Genomic DNA, 16,852 nt, shown 5'->3' with positions numbered 1-16,852 from the left:
TGTTGACAATATCCATAGCATGGCCCTCGGGACAACACGTGAGGAGCAGTCGGGATGAGCGCGAGCACCGAGTCCGGCGTCGTCGAGGCGGTCGGCAAGGAACTGTTCATCGGCGGCAAGTGGGTGGCCGCCGAGTCCGGGAAGACGTTCCCGGTGGTCGACCCGGCCACCGGTCGGGAGCTGTGCCAGGTCGCCGACGCCTCGCCTGCGGACGGTGTCGCGGCGCTCGACGCTGCCGTAGCCGCGCAGGCCGACTTCGCGAAAATGGCACCGCGAGAGCGCGGCGAAATCCTGCGCCGAGCCTACGAACTGCTGATGAAACGCCAGGAAGAGCTGGCGCTGCTCATGACGCTCGAGATGGGCAAGCCGCTCGCCGAGTCGAAGGGCGAAATCGCCTACGCCGCCGAGTTCTTCCGCTGGTTCGCGGAGGAGGCCGTTCGCATCGACGGCGGCTACGCGACCGCCCCGAACGGCGCCGGCCGGTTCCTCATCACGAAGCAGCCGGTCGGGCCGACGCTGCTGATCACGCCGTGGAACTTCCCGATGGCGATGGGCACGCGCAAGATCGGCCCGGCGATTGCCGCGGGCTGCACCTCGGTGATCAAGCCGGCCGCGCAGACGCCGTTGTCGATGCTCGCGCTGGCCGGCATTCTCGCCGAAGCGGGGCTGCCCGAGGGCGTGCTCAACGTGGTCACGACCAGCGATTCCGGCGGCGTGATGGAACCGCTGATCCGCGACGGCCGCGCCCGCAAGCTCTCCTTCACCGGCTCGACCGGCGTCGGCCGCAAACTGCTGGAACAGTGTGCCGACAAGATCCTGCGCACGTCGATGGAACTCGGCGGCAACGCGCCGTTCCTGGTCTTCGACGACGCGGACATGGACGCGGCCGTCGACGGCGCGATGCAGGCGAAGATGCGCAACATCGGCGAGGCGTGCACCGCGGCGAACCGGTTCTACGTGCAGCGCGGCGTCGTCGATGAGTTCTCGCGGCGCCTGACCGAGCGCATGCAGGCCCTGCCGATGGGCCGCGGCACGGAGAAGGACGTCGTGGTCGGCCCGCTGATCGACCAGAACGCCGTCGACAAGGTGACCGAGCTGGTCAAGGACGCCACCGACCGCGGCGCGAAGGTGCTCACCGGCGGCTCCGGCGTCGACGGCCCTGGCCACTTCTACCAGGCCACCGTGCTCACCGACGTCCCGCAGGACGCGCGGCTGACGCACGAGGAGATCTTCGGGCCGGTCGCCCCGATCACCCCGTTCGACACCGAGGAAGAGGCGGTGGCGAAGGCGAACGACACCGAGTTCGGCCTCGTTTCGTACCTCTTCACCAGCGACCTCAAGCGCGCGCTGCGCGTCTCCGAAGCTCTCGAAGCCGGAATGATCGGGCTGAACCAGGGCATCGTCTCGAACCCGGCGGCGCCGTTCGGCGGGATCAAGCAGTCCGGGCTCGGCCGCGAGGGTGGCTCGGTCGGCATCGACGAATTCCTCGAGACCAAGTACATCGCGGTGGCCCTGTGACGGCCTACCGCTTGGCGAGCATTCCCGGCGACGGGATCGGCGTGGACGTCACGGTCGAGGCCCGCAAGGTCCTCGACCGGGCCGCCGCGCTCTTCGGCTTTTCGCTGGAGTGGACGGAGTTCGACTGGAGCTGCGAGCGCTACGCCCGGGCCGGCGCGATGATGCCGGACGACGGCGTCGCGCAGCTGTCGGCGTTCGACGGCATCCTGCTCGGCGCGGTCGGCTTCCCCGGCGTCCCGGACCACGTTTCGCTGTGGGGCCTGCTCATTCCGCTGCGGCGCGCGTTCCAGCAGTACGTCAACCTGCGCCCGGTGCGGCTGCTGCCGGGTACGACGTCCGTGCTGGCCGGGCGGAAGGCCGAGGAGCTGGAGCTGGTCATCGTCCGGGAGAACTCCGAAGGCGAGTACTCCGCGATCGGCGGCCGGCACAACGCCGGGCGGCCGGACGAGTTCGTGCTGCAGGAGTCGGTTTTCACGCGCGTCGGCGTTTCGCGCATCATCCGGTACGCGTTCGAGCTGGCGCGGACGCGGTCCGCCCGCGTCTGCTCGGCGACCAAGTCCAACGGGCTGATCCACTCGATGCCGTTCTGGGACGAGATCTTCGCCGAGGTCGCGGCGGAGTTCCCGGATGTCCACAGTGAACAGATGCATGTGGATGCGTTGGCCGCCCGGATGGTTCAGGCCCCGGACCGGCTCGACATCGTCGTGGCGTCGAACCTCTTCGGCGACATCCTCAGCGACCTCGCGGCCGCGATCACCGGCGGTCTCGGCATGGCGCCGTCCGGCAACATCAACCCATCGGGTGAATTCCCGTCGATGTTCGAGGCGGTCCACGGAAGCGCTCCGGACATCGCCGGACAAGGCATCGCCAACCCCGTGGCGCAGATCCTGGCGGCCGCGATGCTGGTCGAACACCTGGGTGAAACCGTTGCGGCGCAAGCAATCCGCACCGCCGTGGACCGGGTGCTCGACGAGGGCCGGGTGCGCACGCCCGACCTCGGCGGCACGGATACCACAGAACGGCTCGGCACGGCAGTGGCCGAAGCACTGGGCTGAGTTTTTGTCGGTGCCCTCCGGCACGGTGGTCGCGAACCCACCGAGGGGGAGGAGGCACCGATGTGCCGGCAGTGTGAAGACCCGGACAGACCCGGGTACCTGGAACGGCTTCGCGAAGGCGTGGCCGACCGTGGCTGGCTCGTTCAGGGAGTGGAAGGGACGGGACTGTACCCGCCGTGGGCCTACACGATCGGCCTGAGCGGGTACGGCCTGCCCGAACTGGTCGTCACGGGATTACCGGCGCTCCCGGCCGCCGGGCTGCTCAACGGCGTGGCGGCGCACGCACTGCACGCGTCGCCACCGTCGCCGGGCGAGTGCATCCCGCTGCGGGGCGGTCCGCTGGTCGAGGTCGTCCCGCTCGCGGAGCCGTCGGCGCACCTGGTGTTCGCGGCCGCGTTGTACGGCCCGGGAATCCGTGCGCTGCAACTGGTTCACGCGGACACCCGAGGCCGCTTCCCGTGGTCCGCGGACTACCGCGACGGCCGCGGCGGCCAGCCGGTACTGGGAGCCCGCCATGAAGCCTGAATGCCGGTGCACCCGGCCGACCAACTGCTTCCCGGAACCGTCGCGGGCCGTCCACGTGCGCATCACGCCGGTGCGGGTGCGTGAGCCGTCCGTCCGGCTGCGCATGCCGGTCCTGCGAGCCCGTCTGGCGTCGCTGCGGTCAAGCGTTGCCCGGCACCGGCGGCGCGTGCCCGTCCGTGAGACTGGTGCCCGGCGCGAGCCGCTGAACGGCGTCCTCCATGTGCGCCTCGAGAAGCGCGAGCGCCGTCCCTTCGTCACCGTCCCGCAGCGCCTGGATGAGCTTCGTGTGCTCTTCCACACGTTCCTCGACCCGCTGGTAGGTGCTCTGCAGCGCCGTGAGGCACATCCGCGTCTCGATGAGGAGCGTCCGGGCCATCCGGACGAGCCGCTTGCTGCCGGAAGCGTTGATGAGGGCCTCGTGGAACCGGAGATCCGCGGTGGAGAGGGCGCTGGGGTCGTCTTCGCTCGCAGCGGTCGCCATCTCGACGACTGTCTGCTCGAGGAGATCCGCGATCCGGTCCCGGTCGCCGCCACGCAGGGCACGGAGCATGGCGGCGCGCTCGATCGCCGACCGGGCGGCGTAAATGTCGTAGACGTCCCCGGGCTCGAGGTCGATCACGAACAGCCCGCGGTGCCGCTCGCTGCGGAGGAGACCTTCCGAGACCAGGTGCTGCATTGCTTCCCGGAGTGGCCCCCGTGACACCTGGAACCGCGCGGCCAGCTCGGTCTCGCCGAGCTGGGTCCCGGGCGGGAGGGCGCCGGTCATGATCGCGTCGCGCAGCTGGCGCGCGATGACCGCGGCCGTCGACTCGCGGCTGACCGGTTCGATCTCGGGCAGCATGCCCGGTGGCAGGGCCATGTCAGACAGCTCCGTCGGGCAGGTGCCGGAAGAGTGCACCGAGCGAGCGGACGAGCCGGTGCTGCCCGGTCAGCCGCAGCCCCTCCCAGACGGTGACCTGGTTGGCGGTCAGCACGGGTTTCCGGAGGGCGGCCTCGACGGCGTTGATCTCGCCGAGGGTGCGCATGGCGGTGTCCGGCACGAGCACCGCTTCCGCGTCCGGGTGGTCGTGGCTCACGGCGAGCTCGACGACGGCTTCCGGGCTCATCGCGCCGACTTCGGCGGCGGTGACGATGTCGGCACTGGCCATCGAGACGACCTCGATGCCGCCGGCGTTGAGGAACGCCACGAACAGCCGCGCGATGTCGTCGGGGTAGCTGGCGGCCACCGCGACCCGCTTGACGCCCAAGGCACGCGCAGCGTGCACGAACGCGAAGGAGGTGCTGGAGGCCGGGACGCCGGCAACGGCGGCGAGGCGGTCGGCCTGGTCGCGCGCGCCGTCCCAGCCGTAGACGAAGCTGCCGCTGGTGCACGCCCAGATGACCGCGGCGGGCTCGTGCTTGCCGAGGAGGGCGGCGCCGTCGGCGAGGCGGGCCTCGCTGCCGAGGTCCAGCAGCTCGGCGACCGCGTGCTTGTCGGTGCCGTAGATGTGCTCGACCGCCAGCCGGATGTCGCCCTCGTCGACGGCCGCGCCGCCGAGCAGCTGCTCGGCCAGCGGGTAGTCGTCTTCGGCCGCGTGGTCGGGGTAGATGAAACCGATGGTGGTCACGGAACCTCCGGAGGGGACGCAAATTGTCGACAATCCTAGAGGGGTGGTCAAGGAAAACCTTCACGACACGTCACGAAGCCACCTTCCGGGTCCGACGATGGGCAGGTTCATCCGGCGCAGGCACGCCCACATGGTCAGCTGGTTGGCGGTGAGCACCGGCTTGCCGAGGGCGGCTTCCAGCGGCTCGATCAGGTCGTAGGTCGGGAGGTTGGTGCAGCTGACGAAGATCGCTTCGGCATCGCCGTGGTCGGCGGCGAGGATGCGCTCGGCGATGGTCCGGTAGCTGACCTTCCAGATGCCGCCGCCCAGGCCGAGGTGGTCGCTGGACACGGTCTCGACGTCCAGTTCCGCGAGGAAGGCGTGCAGGGCCTGGGTGAGATCGGCGTCGTACGGCGTCAGCACCGAGACGCGGTGGAGGTCGAGCTGCTGCAGCACTTCGGCCAACGCGCCCGAGGTGGTGACGGCGTCCGGCGCGCCGGCGTCGCAGATCGCCTTGGTCAGCGAGCGCTCGTAGTCGACGCCGTTGACGAAGCTGCCCGACGTGCAGAGGTAGGCGACGACCTCCGGCTCCACGTGCAGCACGTCGCGCGTGGCGCCGGCCAGGTGGTGGCTGTCGCTGACGAGGCGGGCCATCTCCATGCTGACCGGCACCGGCTCGTACGGCGTGCGGGCGAGGTGGAGGGACACCTCCATCGGGACCCAGCGCCAGAGCTCGCGCTCCAGCGCGAGGTCGAAGGGGGCGATGACCCCGATGCCGCGTTGCGCCAGCGGGCCGTCGAACGCCAGGAAGTCGAAATCCAAGGCTCAGCCTCCGGAATACGTCTGTGCATGACAGTCCGGTGCTCCGGGGGTCGTTCCTCGGATTGTTGACAATCATACGAGTGACTTTTACCGTGTCAACGTGATCGCCTCGGAACACCGGGAAGCTCCCGTCCTGGCAGTGCTCTGCGGCGAGTCCCGCCCACCGGACATGCGTGCTGTCGAATCCGGGGCGGTCCTGCGTTACACGGACGCGGCGGGTCTTGCCGACGCGCTGTCCGGAGCGGATGCCCTCTTCGTCTACGACTTCCTCTCCACCGCGGTCCCGGGCGCGTGGCACGCGGCCGACCGGCTGCAGTGGCTGCACATCGCGAGCGCGGGTGTCGACCCCGTGCTGTTCCCCGGGCTGCGCGAGAGCGACGTCGTCCTCACCAACTCGCGGGGTGTTTTCGACGACGCCATCGCGGAGTACGTGCTGGGCGTCGTGCTCGCTTTCGCGAAGGACTTCGCGCGCTCGCACGACCTGCAGCGCGAGGGGCGCTGGCTGCACCGCGAGAGCGAGCGGATCGCCGGCCGAGAGGTGGTCGTCGTCGGCACCGGGCCGATCGGCCGGGCCATCGCGCGGCTGCTGCGCGCGGCCGGGATGCGGGTGACCGGCGCCGGGCGCCGGGCGCGCACCGGGGATCCGGACTTCGGCGTCGTGCACGAGTCCGCGCGGCTCGCCGAGTTCCTGCCGCACGCCGACTACGTCGTCGCGGTCGCGCCGCTGACCGAGCACACCAAGGGCATGTTCGACGCGCGCGCGTTCGCCGCGATGAAGCCGTCGGCGCGGTTCGTCAACGTCGGCCGGGGGGAGCTCGTGGTGACGTCCGACCTCGTCGCGGCCCTCGAGAACCGGACCGTCGCCGGTGCCGCGCTCGACGTGTTCGACACCGAGCCGCTCCCGCCGGAAAGCCCGCTGTGGACCATGCCGGACGTGCTGGTCTCGCCGCACATGTCCGGTGACTTCGTCGGCTGGCGGACCACGCTGGTCGAGGTGTTCACCGAAAACTTCCGCCGCTGGCGCGCTGGGGAGCCGCTGCGCAATGTCGTCGACAAGACGCTCGGCTACGTGCCGTCGGGGAACCAGGGAGCCGGATGAACGACAGGATGCTGACCGCCAGCGAGCTCGTGGCCGCCTACGCCACCGGTGAGCTGTCGCCGATCGAGGCGACGCAGAATGCGCTGCAGGCCATCGAAGCCCGCGACGGCGAGTGCAACGCGTACTGCCTCGTCGACGCCGACCGGGCGCTGGAGCAGGCGAAAGCGTCCGAGAGCCGCTGGCGTGACGGCAACCCGATCGGCTGGCTCGACGGGGTGCCCGCGTCGATCAAGGACATGTTCCTCACGCAAGGCTGGCCGACCGTCCGGGGCTCGAAGAGCATCGACCCGGACCAGCCGTGGGCCGTCGACAGCCCGGTCGCCGCGCGGATGCGCGAGGCCGGTCTGGTGCTGCTGGGCAAGACGACCACGCCGGAGATTGCGTGGAAGGGCGTCACCGACAGCCCGCTGCAGGGCATCACGCGCAACCCGGCCGATCCGTCGAAGACCGCCGGTGGGTCGAGCGGCGGAAGTGCCGCGGCCGTCGCGGCCGGGATGGGGGAGCTGTCGGTCGGTACCGACGGCGGTGGCTCGGTGCGGATTCCGGCTTCGTTCTGCGGGATCGTCGGGCTGAAGCCGACCCACGGCCGGATCCCGCTGTACCCGGCGAGCCCGTTCGGGCCGCTCTCGCACGCCGGCCCGATGGCGCGGTCGGTGGACGACACCGCGCTGCTGCTGGACGTGCTGTCCCTGCCCGACCACCGCGACCCGGCCGCGCTGGCGCCGCCCGTGGCGTCGTTCCGCGAGGCCGTCCGGCGGGACGTGCGCGGCCTCATCGCCGCGTTCTCGCCGACGCTCGGCTACGTCGACGTCGACCCGGAGGTGGCCGCGATCGTCGCGGACGCGGTCCGCGCGCTGGGCGACGCGGGGCTGCACGTCGAGGAGACCGATCCCGGGTTCGGCGATCCGAAACCGGCGTTCGACATCCTGTGGTCGTCGGGGGCGGCGAAGCTGCTGGACACGTTCCCGCCGGGGTCCGAGGAGCGCACCGACCCCGGCCTGCGCAAGGTCTGGGAGCTCGGCCGGAAGTGGTCGGCGAGCGACTACCTCGACGCGACCGCCGAGCGCGCCGCGCTGGGCATCCGGATGGGCGAGTTCCACACGCGCTACGACGTGCTGATCACGCCGACCGTCCCGATCGCGGCGTTCGAGGCCGGGCACGACGTGCCGCCGGGCAGCGGGCTGAGCGAATGGCCGGAGTGGACGCCGTTCACGTACCCGTTCAACATGACCCAGCAGCCGGCGATCAGCGTGCCGGCCGGGCGCACGTCGGCGGGGCTGCCGGTGGGCCTGCAGATCGTCGGTCCGCGGCATTCGGACGACCTCGTGCTGGCCGTGGCGAAGCTGCTGGAGGAAGTGCGGCCCTGGGCACCCGCCTGACCACACTTGAGGGTGAAACCCGGACCGGAGCGCGGCGGGCTGTGCCACTGTCGGCCGGGTGAACGCTCAAGGCTGGCAGTACGAACGAGCCATCCCGACGGTCGACGTCACCGGTGAGCCGATGCGCGTGATCGTCGGCCTGGTCGAGCAGGGCGACCGGCTGGCCGCCGCACTGCGGGTGGACGACGGCAGGGCGGCGCTGGTCCCGCTCGAGACCGGCGGCGAGCTGCTGAAGGCGCTGCGCGAGACGCTGGAGAGCTGGTGGCGCCTCGACGGCCATCTCGACCGGGCGCCGGAACCCCACTTGGGGCGGTGACGCAGTCAGCCGAGGCCGAGCGCACCGAGCTGCTGCCGCCCGGTGCCGGTGATGCGCAGGGCTCGGCCACGCGGCTGCCGGCGTACCCAGCCGGCGGCGAGGAGAGCCGTCAAGAGCGCGGCTCCCAGTGCGCCCGCGAGGTGGACGGTTCCGTGCGACCAGTCCAGGCACGCGCGCACCGCCGGCCCCGTGCCCGGCAGTTCGTCGATCCCCAGCGCTGCCAGGAGCGGGTGGTCGAAGGTGTGTACCACGCCGGTCTCTCCCGGTGACAGGGCGCCGACGACTCCGTCCTCGCGCAACACGACGGCCAAGTCGATGCCCAGTTGCCCGGCCACGTGGCCGTAGCACGCGCGGGCGCGCAGCAGCGGCCCCGCGGGCGGGTCGGGCTGGAACCGTTCCGGCAGGCGGGGCGGAGCGAGCGCTGCCAACGCCTCCACGAGCTGGGCCACCTCCGGGCCGGCGAGCCGGTGCAACCGGCGTCGGCCCGCGTCGGTCACCTCGATGAGGCCCGCGTCGCGCAAGCGGTGCAGGTGGGAACTCGCGGTGGACGGCGCGATGCCGGCGACCGCCGCCAAGGCCCGTGCGGTGTGCGCGTCGCCGTCCATCAGCTGCAGCAGCATCGCCGCTCGCGCCGGCTCGCCGATGGCCTGGGCGACCGTCGCGATGTCGGGCTCGCCGGGCACGGTGCGAGCCTATCCGTGGAAAGGTTCGCTCCGGATCGAACTGTTCTTGTGGCACCCTGCGGCCGTGACTGATCGCTACTTCGAGGACTACGTCCCGGGTGCCACCCACGACTGCGGGAGCGTCTCGGTCTCCGAGGCCGAAATCCTGGACTTCGCCCGGCGCTACGACCCGCAGGAGTTCCACCTCGACGCGGCCGCGGACGGTCCGTTCGGCGGGCTGATCGCCAGCGGCTGGCACACCGCGAGCCTCATGATGCGGCTCTACGCGGAGCACTACCTGTCGGCGGTGTCCAGCCTCGGCAGCCCGGGCGTCGACGAGCTGCGCTGGCCGCGCCCGGTGCGGCCGGGCGCGGTGCTGCGGCTGCGGGCCACCGTGCTCGAGGCTCGCCCCTCCCGCTCGAAGCCCGATCGGGGGCTGGTGCGCACGCGCGTCGAGTTCGCCGACGGCGACGACGTCGTGTTCAGCGCGAGCGTGCTGAACCTCATGCGGGTGCGCCCTGCCGCACCAGTCCGCGGATCTGCGGGTTGACCAGCACGATCGCCGTCGCACCGACGATCAGGGCCGCGCCACCGAGGAGCGTCGCCGACCGGCCGGCGTGCTCGGCCAGCGGACCGGCGGCGACCTGGCCGAGCGGCATCGCGAGGAACGAGCCGAGCATGTCGTAGGAGTAGACGCGGGCGAGCTTGTCCGGCGGGATGTTCTCCTGCAGCGACACGTCCCAGGCGACGGCGAACTGCTCGATCGCGACACCCGAGAGGAACATCGCGAACAGCAGCGGCAGCAGGTACGGCGTCTCGCCGAGAGCCAGCATCGGCAGGGCGTCGACCAGGATGAACGCGACGCCGATCGCGAGCATCCGCCGCGGCCGCCAGCGCGCGGCGACGATCCCGCCGAGCAACGCCCCCGCGGTCTGCGCGGCCAGCGCGAGTCCCCAGCCGGTGCGGCCGAACGTGTAGTCGGCGACCAGCGGGCCGACCACCAGCAGCGCTCCGGCGTTCACTGCGTTGACGATCGTGAACTGCAGTACCACTTGCCATACCCAGGACCGGGCGCGGAACTCTCGCCAGCCTTCGGCGAGTTCGCCGAACGGGCGGCGGCGGCCTGGCAGCCGTTCGCCGCGTGGCAGCCGGATCCGGCGGTACGCCAGCGCCGCGGCGAGGAACAGCAGCGCGTTCCCGCCGAGCGCCCAGCCGGAGCCGGCGAAGGCGACGAGGACGCCGGCGAGCCCGGCCCCGGCGATGCGGCCGACGTTCGACAGCAGCCGGACCAGCGCGTTCGCCGGGGCGAGCAGTGCTGCGGGCACGGTCAACGGCGTGAGCGAGGCGGCCGCGGGGAGGGAAATGGCCGAGACGGCGCCGTTGACCAGGCTGAGCCCGGCCAGCAGCGGAACGGACGCGAATCCCCCGAGGACGCTCGCGGCGATGGCGGCCTGCGTGAGGGCGGCGGCGGTTTCGGTGCCCTGCAGGATGACCGACCGCGGCAGCCGGTCGGCCAGCATCCCGCCGAACAGCACGAGCAGCACGTTGGCCAGGGAGCGGGCCCCGACGACGAGCCCGAGGTCCACGGCCGACCCGGTGAGATCGACGACGGCGAAGGCGAGCGCGAAGGGAGCGACGGCGTTGCCGAAGTCGGCCAAGGTCCGGCCGGTGACCAGGGAGCGGAACGGGGTTTCCCGCAGCGGGGCGAGCAGTGGCGTGGTCATGGGAGTGGCTCCGGTGGTCGGGTTTGGTGTTGCGCGGTGGCGGGAGTACGGCCGGGTGGGTGCGGCGCTCGGGAGGTGAGCGGGCGCGGCAACGTGCGGTACCGGGTAGCCCGCACGACGGAACGGTCCCGTCCCGTCGCGCCGCGGGCGCGCTCGCGGGCCCCCAGCGGCGAGCTCACCGGCGGTCCTCGGCTGTCAGCTCGAACAGCGCCACGCTCGCGCTGACCCGTATCGTCCCCGGCGTTCTCGGCGGCTGCGCTGCTGCGTGCAATTCCTCGCTCAGCGTCGTCGCCTGCTTCAGCGTTCGCGCCCAGAGCTCCGGGGCCACCCACAACTCCGCGTCCGTCAGGGAGGCCGGGCGGTCCCTGGCCCGCTCCGCTGCCCGGCGGAGGAGTTCGGTCGCGATCGCCTTCGTCAGCAGCTGCTCTTCGCCCGGCTTGCGGCTGGTCAAGCGCCGGCCGGAGTCCGGGTGGTGGCGGTAGCGCTTGGCGCGGCCGCCGCGGATCTGGATCTCCTCCGCTACCTGCAGCAGGCCCGCGTCGTGCAAGCGGCGGATGTGGTAGCTCGTGTTCGCCTGCGTTTCGCCGAGTTCGCGTGCTGCCTCGGCTGCGCTCATCGCCGTGCCCGTCAGCAGGGACAGGATGCGCAGGCGGAGCGGGTGGGCCAGGACCCGGAGGTGGTCGTGGGGCATACGCCGGAGTCTGCCACTACCGTCAAAGAGTTATTTGAGGGTTTCGTTGGGCGGGAAGATCGCTGCATTGGTCTGATGTCTGTGCTGTGCTGGACGCATGCGTATGACGATCTTGGGCCGCAGCGGCCTGGAAGTGTCGAAGATCGCTTTCGGGACCTGGCAGCTCGGCGGCGACTGGGGCACCTTCGACGAAGACACCGCCATCGCGGCCATCCGCCACGCGCGCGACCTCGGGGTGAACTTCTTCGACACCGCGCAGGCCTACGGCCGCGGCCGCTCCGAGGTGCTGCTCGGGCGCGCCCTGCGCCGCGAATCCGACGTCGTCATCGCCACCAAGGGTGGCATCAACCCGCGTGCCGCGCGGCCGCGCGACTCCCGCCGCGCGTGGCTGACGGAGGGGCTCGACTCCAGCCTGCGCAACCTGGGTGTCGAGCACGTCGACCTCTACCAGGTGCACTGGCCCGATCCGGACACGCCGTCCGCCGAGGTCGCCGGGCTCATGCAGGAGTTCGTCGATGCCGGCAAGGTCCGGCACGTCGGCGTCTCGAACTACGACGCCGCGCAGCTCGAAGCCTTCGACGCGACGCGCCCGGTCGAGACGCTGCAGCCGCCGTACCACCTGTTCCGGCGCGGCATCGAGACCGGCCCGCTGCCCTACGCCCGCGCGCACGACATCGGCGTCTTCGTCTACAGCCCGCTCGGCAGCGGGCTGCTCACCGGTGCCCTCACCCCGGACGCGACCTTCGAACCCACCGACTGGCGCTCGAAGTCGAGCGCCTTCCAGGGCGACAACCTGCGTCGCAACCTCGAGGTCGTCGACCGGCTCAAGGAGTTCGCCGCGCGCCGCGGTACCACCGTCGGCCAGCTGGCCATCGCCTGGGCGCTCGCGCGGCCAGGGGTGCACGCCGCCATCGTCGGGGCGCGGCGGGCCGAGCACATCGAGGCGAGTGTTGCCGCCGCCGACATCACACTGACGTCGGATGACTTGGCCGAAATCGACCGGATCACCGCCGACGCCGTCCAGGTGGCCGGTGCCGCGCCGGAGGGCATTGCCTAGAGCACGTACGTCGTGCCGTCCGGGGGCAGCAGCGCGCCCGCGGCCAGTACGGCAGCGTGCTCAGCCGATGTCGGGTCGAGGACCGGGTTGGTGTTGTTAACGTGGGTTAACGCCCAGTGCGGTCCCGGGCGCGCGGTGATGCGGGGCAGGCTCGCGGTGATCGGCAGGTGCCCCATCGCGAGCTGGTCCGGGCCGCCGACGCCGGCCATCTCGTCCGCGGCGTAGAACGTTCCGTCCAGGAGAACGAGGTCCGCGCCGGAAACCAGCGTGTCGAACCCGGGCGGCCAGCTCTGCAGGCAGGGCGCGTACACCAGCACGCCGCCGGTGGCCGGGTCCTCGATCCGGTAGGCGACCACCCAAGGGCCTTCCGGGCCGGCCGGAGCGTACTTCGGCCGCTTGTTGCTCACCGGCAGCACGTCGACGCGCAGCCCGGGGATGTTAACGGCGGATAACCACGTCCAGCCGCCGTAGCCGTCGACGATGCTGCGGAACGGAGACAGCGCGGACAGCGCCGCTTCCGGCGCCCACACCGGGAGCCCGCCTGCCTCGCGCAGCATCAGCAGGCCCAGTGCGTGATCGAGCTCGGCGTCGGTGAGCAGCACTCCGCGCAGCGGGATCTCGCGCGGTCCTGGCCCGGCGCGCAACGCCGGCGTCGCGAGGATCTGAGCGCGGATGTCCGGCGAGCAGTTGAGCAGGTACCAGCCGGCCCCGTCCGCGCTGATCGCGACGCAGTCCTGCGAGCGTGGCACCAGCCCGGACGTGCAGAGGCGGCACGCGCAGTTCCACTGCGGACACCCGCCGCCCGCCGCGGTGCCGAGCAGGATCACCTTCACCGGCGCATGACCAGGTCGGTGACCGGCGGCTGGGCCAGCACCAGGTCGACGACCCCGCGTTGCGGCGACCGCGAGCACACCGGGTCGGTGGCCGCGGCGTCGCCGGTCAGCAGGAACGCCTGGCAGCGGCAGCCGCCGAAGTCGAGGCCGCGGCGGTCGCACGTGCGGCACGGCTCGGACATCCACTCCTCGCCGCGGTAGGTGGTGAACGACGAGGACCGGTACCAGATCTCGGCGAGCGGGGTGTCGCGCACGTTGGAAAGGGAAAGCGTCGAGATCGCCGACGCCGCCGGGCACGGCAGCACGGTGCCGTCCGGCGCCACGGTCAGCTGCCGCGCACCCCAGCCGTACATGCACGGCTTCGGGTACGGCTCGTAGTAGTCGGCGACGACGTAGACGATCTCCATCGTGCCGCGCAGCCGCGCGACAGCCGCGCGCACCACCGGCTCGGCCGCGTCGAGTTGCGCGCGTGTGGGCATCAGCGCCGCGCGGTTGCGCAACGCCCAGCCGTAGTACTGGGTGTTCGCCAGCTCCAGCCGGTCCGCGCCCATCCGCTCGGCCAGCTCGATGATCCCGGCCAGCTGGTCGTGGTTGCGCCGGTGCAGCACCACGTTCAGCGAGAGCGGCAATCCCGACGCCTTCACCAGTTCAGCGGCTGAAATCTTTCGGTCATGCGCCTTTGCGCCGGCCAGCAGGTCGGCCCGCTCGCGGGTCGCGCCCTGCGCGGACAGCTGAACGTGGGCCAGGCCGCGCTCGACGAGGTCGTCCAGCCGGTCCGCCGTCAGGCCGAGCCCGGAGGTGACCAGGTTGACGTAGCAGCCGAGCGAGCTCGCGTGCGCGACCAGCTCGGGCAGGTCCGGCCGCAGCAACGGCTCGCCGCCCGACAGGTGCACCTGCAGTACACCCAGCTCGCGGGCCTGGGACAGCACCGACAGCCAGTCCGCAGTGGACAGTTCGGCGGCCCGGGCGGTCAGCTCGACCGGGTTGGAGCAATAAGGACAGTGCAGCGGGCAGCGGTGGGTCAGCTCGGCGAGCAGGCCGAGCGGCGGTGTCACGTCCATGCGACGACCCGCCGTTCGCCCAGCCGGGAGAGCACGGTGAGCACGTCCTGCGCGAGGACGCCGGAGTAGCGCTGCGAAAGCGCCGTCGTGATGTCGGTGACGGACCGGGCGCCGTCGCACAGTTCGAGCACCGCGGCCGCGGTCGCGTTCGGCACCAGGACACCTTCGGGGAACAGCAGCACGTGCGTCTCCCGGACGTGGTCGAAGGACAGCCGCACGCCGCGGCGCAGCTGCGGAACCGAATCGGCGGTGATCACGCGGCCGCCCGCTCGATCGCGTCGAGCATCGACCACAGCACGTCGCACTTGAAGGACAACGCGGCGATCGCGCGGTCCTGCTGTTCGCGCGTGACGCAGTGGCGGACCACGATGTCGAGGGTGTCCTTGCCTTCGCCGGCGACCTTGTCGATCCGGTTCGTGAAGTAGGCCAGGTCCTCGGGCGCGATCCAGGAGTAGTGCGCGAGCATGTCCGCGACGCGCCGCTGCATCAGGTGCCCGGCGAACATCTCGGTCAGTCCCGATGCGACGGCTTCCCACCACGGCTTGGTCCGCGCGAACGTCACGTAGGCGTCCACGGCGAACCGGACGCCGGGGACGACGTGCCGCTCGTCGAGGACTTCCGCCCGGTCCAGGCCGACGGCGGTGCAGAGCCGGAGCCAGCGTTCGATCCCGCCGGTTCCGGCGCCGGTGCCGTCGTGGTAGACGATGCGGTCGAGCCACTGGCGGCGGATCTCCGGCAGCGGGCAGTTGCTGATGATCGCCGCGTCCTTCTGCGGCAGCACGCACTGGTAGCACCAGCGGTTGGCCGCCCAGATCCGCAGCCCGCGTTCGTCGAGTTCGCCCGCGTGCAGCCGGCGGTGGAACGGGTGCGTTCCCCAGTACCGGCCGGAAAGACCGCGCAGCTCGGCGATGAATGCGCTTTCCGAGAGTGGCTCGACCGGCATCCTTCAGTCCGCCATGCGGGCCGCGTAGGCGGTGACCTCCATGGGAGTTTCGTATTCGACGAACTCGGGCGTCGTCCACTCTTCGGTCATGTCCTGCTCCTCTCGCCGGGTGATCGTCGCCACCCTAGGAGCGCGCGGAGCGGACTGACCAGCGAGTTCGGAAAGATTCCTTCCGATGGGGGAGCCGACGTGTCGGTGAGCGGGCTACTTTACCGCAGCTTCGAGTTCCACCAAGGCTGTGTCGAGGTGTGTCAGGATCCGCTGCAGGTGCGGAACGCTGCGGCGGCAGCCCGTCACGCCGAAGTCGAGGTTGTCGCCGTTGCTCGTCAGCGTGATGTTCACGGCCTGGCCGTCGAGCAGCACCGACGCGGGGTAGATGCCGTCGAGCTGGGCGCCGTTCCAGTACATCTGCTTGCGCGGGCCGGGCACGTTCGAGATCACCAGGTTGAACGGCGGCCGCGTGTTCTTGACGACGCCCGGGATCGGCGAAACGCCGAGCTGGGCCACGTTAACGGCCGATAACAGCAGCGTCTGCAGCGGCGTCAGCTCCGAGAACAACCGCTTGCCGTTGCGCATCGACTGGTGGATCGTGACGAGCCGCTTGCCGGCGTCCGGCAGGTCGGTGGCCAGGTTGCAGAGCAGCGCACCGATGTTGTTGCCTGCCGCTTCGCCGGGATCGTTCTGGCGGCGCAGCGACACCGGCACCATCGCGATCAGCGGTGCGTCCGGCAGCGAACGCTGCTCGATGAGGTAGTCCCGCAGCGCACCCGAGCACATCGCGAGCACGACGTCGTTGCGCGACACCCCGGCGGCCGTCGCCACCTTCCGGACCCGCTCCAGCGACCACGACTGCGCCGCGAAGCGACGTGCGCCGCCGATCGGCACGTTGAGCATCGTGCGCGGCGCTTGCCCGGGCAGCGTTAACGTGTGTTCACCGAACGCTTCGCGCGCGACCTTCATCGCCGCGGGCGCCAGGCTCGCGAGCTGGTTGGCCGTCTTGCTCGCGGTCTGCAGGAACGACCGGGGACGCTTCTCGCGGTCCGAGCCGGGCTTGCGCCGGCTGCCCCACCACGGCGGGCAGTCCAGGTCCGCGGGGTCGTCCGAGAGCGTGCCCTGCAGCTGGCGCAGCGCCGAGACGCCGTCCATCAGCGCGTGGTGGACCTTGGTGTAGACGGCGAAGCGGCCGTCGGCCAGCCCTTCGACGAGGTGCGTTTCCCAGAGCGGCCGGTGCCGGTCGAGCAGGGTGCTGTGCCAGCGGCCGGTCAGTTCCAGCAGTTCGCGGATGCGGCCCGGCTGCGGCAGCGCCGAGTGCCGGAAGTGGTAGTCGAGTTCGAGGTCGGCGTCGAGCCGCCAGGCCACGTGACCCATCGTGTTGACCGGCCGGGCCGGGCGGCGCCGGAACACCGAGCGCATGTTGTCCGATTCCAGCAGCGAAGTGCGGATGTCGCGGAGGTACTCCTCGCCGGCGCCGTCGGGCTTCTTGAACAGCTGCAGGCCGCCCACGTGCATCGGATGCTCGCGCGTTTCGACGAGGAGGAACATCGAGTCGGTCACGGGCATCATCGCCATGGGACATCACCT

At 71.2% G+C, this 16,852-nt stretch carries 20 protein-coding genes; 8 read left to right on the top strand and 12 right to left on the bottom strand.

Features of this window, described 5'->3' with window-relative positions:
• The first annotated feature begins 54 nt into the window (after positions 1-54).
• Genes OO60_RS11140 through OO60_RS11130 form a run of 3 tightly spaced genes read left to right on the top strand, consistent with a single transcriptional unit; the run spans position 55 to position 3,098 of the window.
• The gene (locus OO60_RS11140; RefSeq protein WP_003079601.1) at positions 55-1,518 is read left to right on the top strand and encodes an NAD-dependent succinate-semialdehyde dehydrogenase; all 1,464 of its coding nucleotides are present in this window, start codon (positions 55-57) and stop codon (positions 1,516-1,518) included.
• Positions 1,515-2,573: a tartrate dehydrogenase gene (locus OO60_RS11135; RefSeq protein ID WP_003079602.1), complete on the top strand. Its 1,059-nt coding sequence runs from the start codon at positions 1,515-1,517 to the stop codon at positions 2,571-2,573. The genes OO60_RS11140 and OO60_RS11135 overlap by 4 nt, the downstream gene beginning before the upstream one ends.
• Positions 2,574-2,633: 60 nt before the next feature.
• Positions 2,634-3,098: a DUF4262 domain-containing protein gene (locus tag OO60_RS11130; RefSeq protein WP_003079606.1), complete on the top strand. Its 465-nt coding sequence runs from the start codon at positions 2,634-2,636 to the stop codon at positions 3,096-3,098.
• Between the two features lie 139 nt (positions 3,099-3,237).
• Here OO60_RS11130 and OO60_RS11125 read toward each other — a convergent pair whose 3' ends face one another.
• The 3 genes from OO60_RS11125 to OO60_RS11115 are packed head-to-tail and all read right to left on the bottom strand — an operon-like array spanning position 3,238 to position 5,506.
• Complete coding sequence (locus OO60_RS11125; RefSeq protein ID WP_003079608.1) at positions 3,238-3,957, bottom strand: GntR family transcriptional regulator; 720 nt, start codon at positions 3,955-3,957, stop codon at positions 3,238-3,240.
• A 1-nt stretch (position 3,958) separates the two neighbouring features.
• Positions 3,959-4,705 (bottom strand): maleate cis-trans isomerase family protein, encoded by a 747-nt coding sequence (locus tag OO60_RS11120; RefSeq protein WP_003079611.1) that lies wholly within the window; start codon positions 4,703-4,705, stop codon positions 3,959-3,961.
• A gap of 60 nt (positions 4,706-4,765) precedes the next feature.
• Positions 4,766-5,506, bottom strand: coding sequence for a maleate cis-trans isomerase family protein (locus tag OO60_RS11115; protein WP_003079613.1), 741 nt, complete (start codon positions 5,504-5,506; stop codon positions 4,766-4,768).
• 100 nt (positions 5,507-5,606) lie between these two features.
• On the opposite strand from OO60_RS11115, the gene OO60_RS11110 reads away from it, so the two are divergent.
• From OO60_RS11110 to OO60_RS11100, 3 genes are read left to right on the top strand one after another with little or no spacing between them, the layout of a single operon-like run.
• Entirely contained in the window at positions 5,607-6,605 is a 999-nt protein-coding gene (locus tag OO60_RS11110; RefSeq protein WP_033261288.1) for a D-2-hydroxyacid dehydrogenase, read from the top strand.
• Positions 6,602-7,984, top strand: coding sequence for an amidase (locus OO60_RS11105; RefSeq protein ID WP_003079617.1), 1,383 nt, complete (start codon positions 6,602-6,604; stop codon positions 7,982-7,984). The genes OO60_RS11110 and OO60_RS11105 overlap by 4 nt, the downstream gene beginning before the upstream one ends.
• Before the next feature lie 58 nt (positions 7,985-8,042).
• A complete protein-coding gene (locus tag OO60_RS11100) occupies positions 8,043-8,300 on the top strand; it encodes a hypothetical protein (RefSeq protein ID WP_003079619.1) in 258 nt (85 codons plus the stop codon).
• 5 nt (positions 8,301-8,305) lie between these two features.
• On the opposite strand, the gene OO60_RS11095 is transcribed toward OO60_RS11100, so the two are convergent.
• The gene (locus OO60_RS11095; protein WP_033261287.1) at positions 8,306-8,983 is read right to left on the bottom strand and encodes an ArsR/SmtB family transcription factor; all 678 of its coding nucleotides are present in this window, start codon (positions 8,981-8,983) and stop codon (positions 8,306-8,308) included.
• Between the two features lie 64 nt (positions 8,984-9,047).
• Between OO60_RS11095 and OO60_RS11090 the strand changes: the two genes are divergently transcribed.
• Positions 9,048-9,512: a MaoC family dehydratase gene (locus tag OO60_RS11090; protein ID WP_240490678.1), complete on the top strand. Its 465-nt coding sequence runs from the start codon at positions 9,048-9,050 to the stop codon at positions 9,510-9,512.
• On the opposite strand, the gene OO60_RS11085 is transcribed toward OO60_RS11090, so the two are convergent.
• The gene (locus tag OO60_RS11085; RefSeq protein WP_003079626.1) at positions 9,466-10,686 is read right to left on the bottom strand and encodes an MFS transporter; all 1,221 of its coding nucleotides are present in this window, start codon (positions 10,684-10,686) and stop codon (positions 9,466-9,468) included. The genes OO60_RS11090 and OO60_RS11085 overlap by 47 nt on opposite strands.
• A gap of 175 nt (positions 10,687-10,861) precedes the next feature.
• The gene (locus OO60_RS11080) at positions 10,862-11,377 is read right to left on the bottom strand and encodes an ArsR/SmtB family transcription factor (protein ID WP_003079628.1); all 516 of its coding nucleotides are present in this window, start codon (positions 11,375-11,377) and stop codon (positions 10,862-10,864) included.
• Positions 11,378-11,480: 103 nt separating this feature from the next.
• Here OO60_RS11080 and OO60_RS11075 point away from each other — a divergent pair, with 103 nt between their 5' ends.
• Positions 11,481-12,434: an aldo/keto reductase gene (locus OO60_RS11075; RefSeq protein WP_003079629.1), complete on the top strand. Its 954-nt coding sequence runs from the start codon at positions 11,481-11,483 to the stop codon at positions 12,432-12,434.
• Here the strand turns inward: OO60_RS11075 and pqqB are convergent.
• The 6 genes from pqqB to OO60_RS11045 form a co-directional block, all read right to left on the bottom strand.
• Positions 12,431-13,267: a pyrroloquinoline quinone biosynthesis protein PqqB gene (gene pqqB / locus OO60_RS11070; protein WP_003079631.1), complete on the bottom strand. Its 837-nt coding sequence runs from the start codon at positions 13,265-13,267 to the stop codon at positions 12,431-12,433. The two genes, OO60_RS11075 and pqqB, sit on opposite strands and share 4 nt — an antisense overlap.
• Positions 13,264-14,328 (bottom strand): pyrroloquinoline quinone biosynthesis protein PqqE, encoded by a 1,065-nt coding sequence (pqqE, locus tag OO60_RS11065; RefSeq protein WP_003079635.1) that lies wholly within the window; start codon positions 14,326-14,328, stop codon positions 13,264-13,266. The genes pqqB and pqqE overlap by 4 nt, the downstream gene beginning before the upstream one ends.
• Positions 14,319-14,585 (bottom strand): pyrroloquinoline quinone biosynthesis peptide chaperone PqqD, encoded by a 267-nt coding sequence (pqqD, locus tag OO60_RS11060; RefSeq protein ID WP_003079638.1) that lies wholly within the window; start codon positions 14,583-14,585, stop codon positions 14,319-14,321. Before pqqD ends, pqqE begins: the two co-directional genes overlap by 10 nt.
• Positions 14,582-15,271: a pyrroloquinoline-quinone synthase PqqC gene (pqqC, locus tag OO60_RS11055; protein ID WP_003079641.1), complete on the bottom strand. Its 690-nt coding sequence runs from the start codon at positions 15,269-15,271 to the stop codon at positions 14,582-14,584. Before pqqC ends, pqqD begins: the two co-directional genes overlap by 4 nt.
• Before the next feature lie 3 nt (positions 15,272-15,274).
• Positions 15,275-15,394: a pyrroloquinoline quinone precursor peptide PqqA gene (gene pqqA / locus OO60_RS11050; RefSeq protein WP_420835558.1), complete on the bottom strand. Its 120-nt coding sequence runs from the start codon at positions 15,392-15,394 to the stop codon at positions 15,275-15,277.
• 81 nt (positions 15,395-15,475) lie between these two features.
• A complete protein-coding gene (locus tag OO60_RS11045; RefSeq protein ID WP_003079644.1) occupies positions 15,476-16,840 on the bottom strand; it encodes a WS/DGAT/MGAT family O-acyltransferase in 1,365 nt (454 codons plus the stop codon).
• Between the last annotated feature and the right edge of the window lie 12 nt (positions 16,841-16,852).

Source organism: Amycolatopsis vancoresmycina (assembly GCF_000716785.1).
GTDB lineage: Bacteria > Actinomycetota > Actinomycetes > Mycobacteriales > Pseudonocardiaceae > Amycolatopsis > Amycolatopsis vancoresmycina.
The sequence above is the reverse complement of the archived record's forward strand: the minus strand, read 5'-3'. Positions and strand labels throughout refer to the sequence as shown.

Coding starts and splice junctions, on each gene's coding strand:
- pqqC (WP_003079641.1), bottom strand. CDS start 15,271: ATGCCGGTCGAGCCACTCTCGGAAAGCGCATTCATCGCCGAGCTGCGC.
- OO60_RS11130 (WP_003079606.1), top strand. CDS start 2,634: ATGTGCCGGCAGTGTGAAGACCCGGACAGACCCGGGTACCTGGAACGG.
- OO60_RS11125 (WP_003079608.1), bottom strand. CDS start 3,957: ATGGCCCTGCCACCGGGCATGCTGCCCGAGATCGAACCGGTCAGCCGC.
- OO60_RS11080 (WP_003079628.1), bottom strand. CDS start 11,377: ATGCCCCACGACCACCTCCGGGTCCTGGCCCACCCGCTCCGCCTGCGC.
- OO60_RS11105 (WP_003079617.1), top strand. CDS start 6,602: ATGAACGACAGGATGCTGACCGCCAGCGAGCTCGTGGCCGCCTACGCC.
- OO60_RS11075 (WP_003079629.1), top strand. CDS start 11,481: ATGACGATCTTGGGCCGCAGCGGCCTGGAAGTGTCGAAGATCGCTTTC.
- pqqE (WP_003079635.1), bottom strand. CDS start 14,328: ATGGACGTGACACCGCCGCTCGGCCTGCTCGCCGAGCTGACCCACCGC.
- OO60_RS11045 (WP_003079644.1), bottom strand. CDS start 16,840: ATGGCGATGATGCCCGTGACCGACTCGATGTTCCTCCTCGTCGAAACG.
- OO60_RS11085 (WP_003079626.1), bottom strand. CDS start 10,686: ATGACCACGCCACTGCTCGCCCCGCTGCGGGAAACCCCGTTCCGCTCC.
- OO60_RS11140 (WP_003079601.1), top strand. CDS start 55: ATGAGCGCGAGCACCGAGTCCGGCGTCGTCGAGGCGGTCGGCAAGGAA.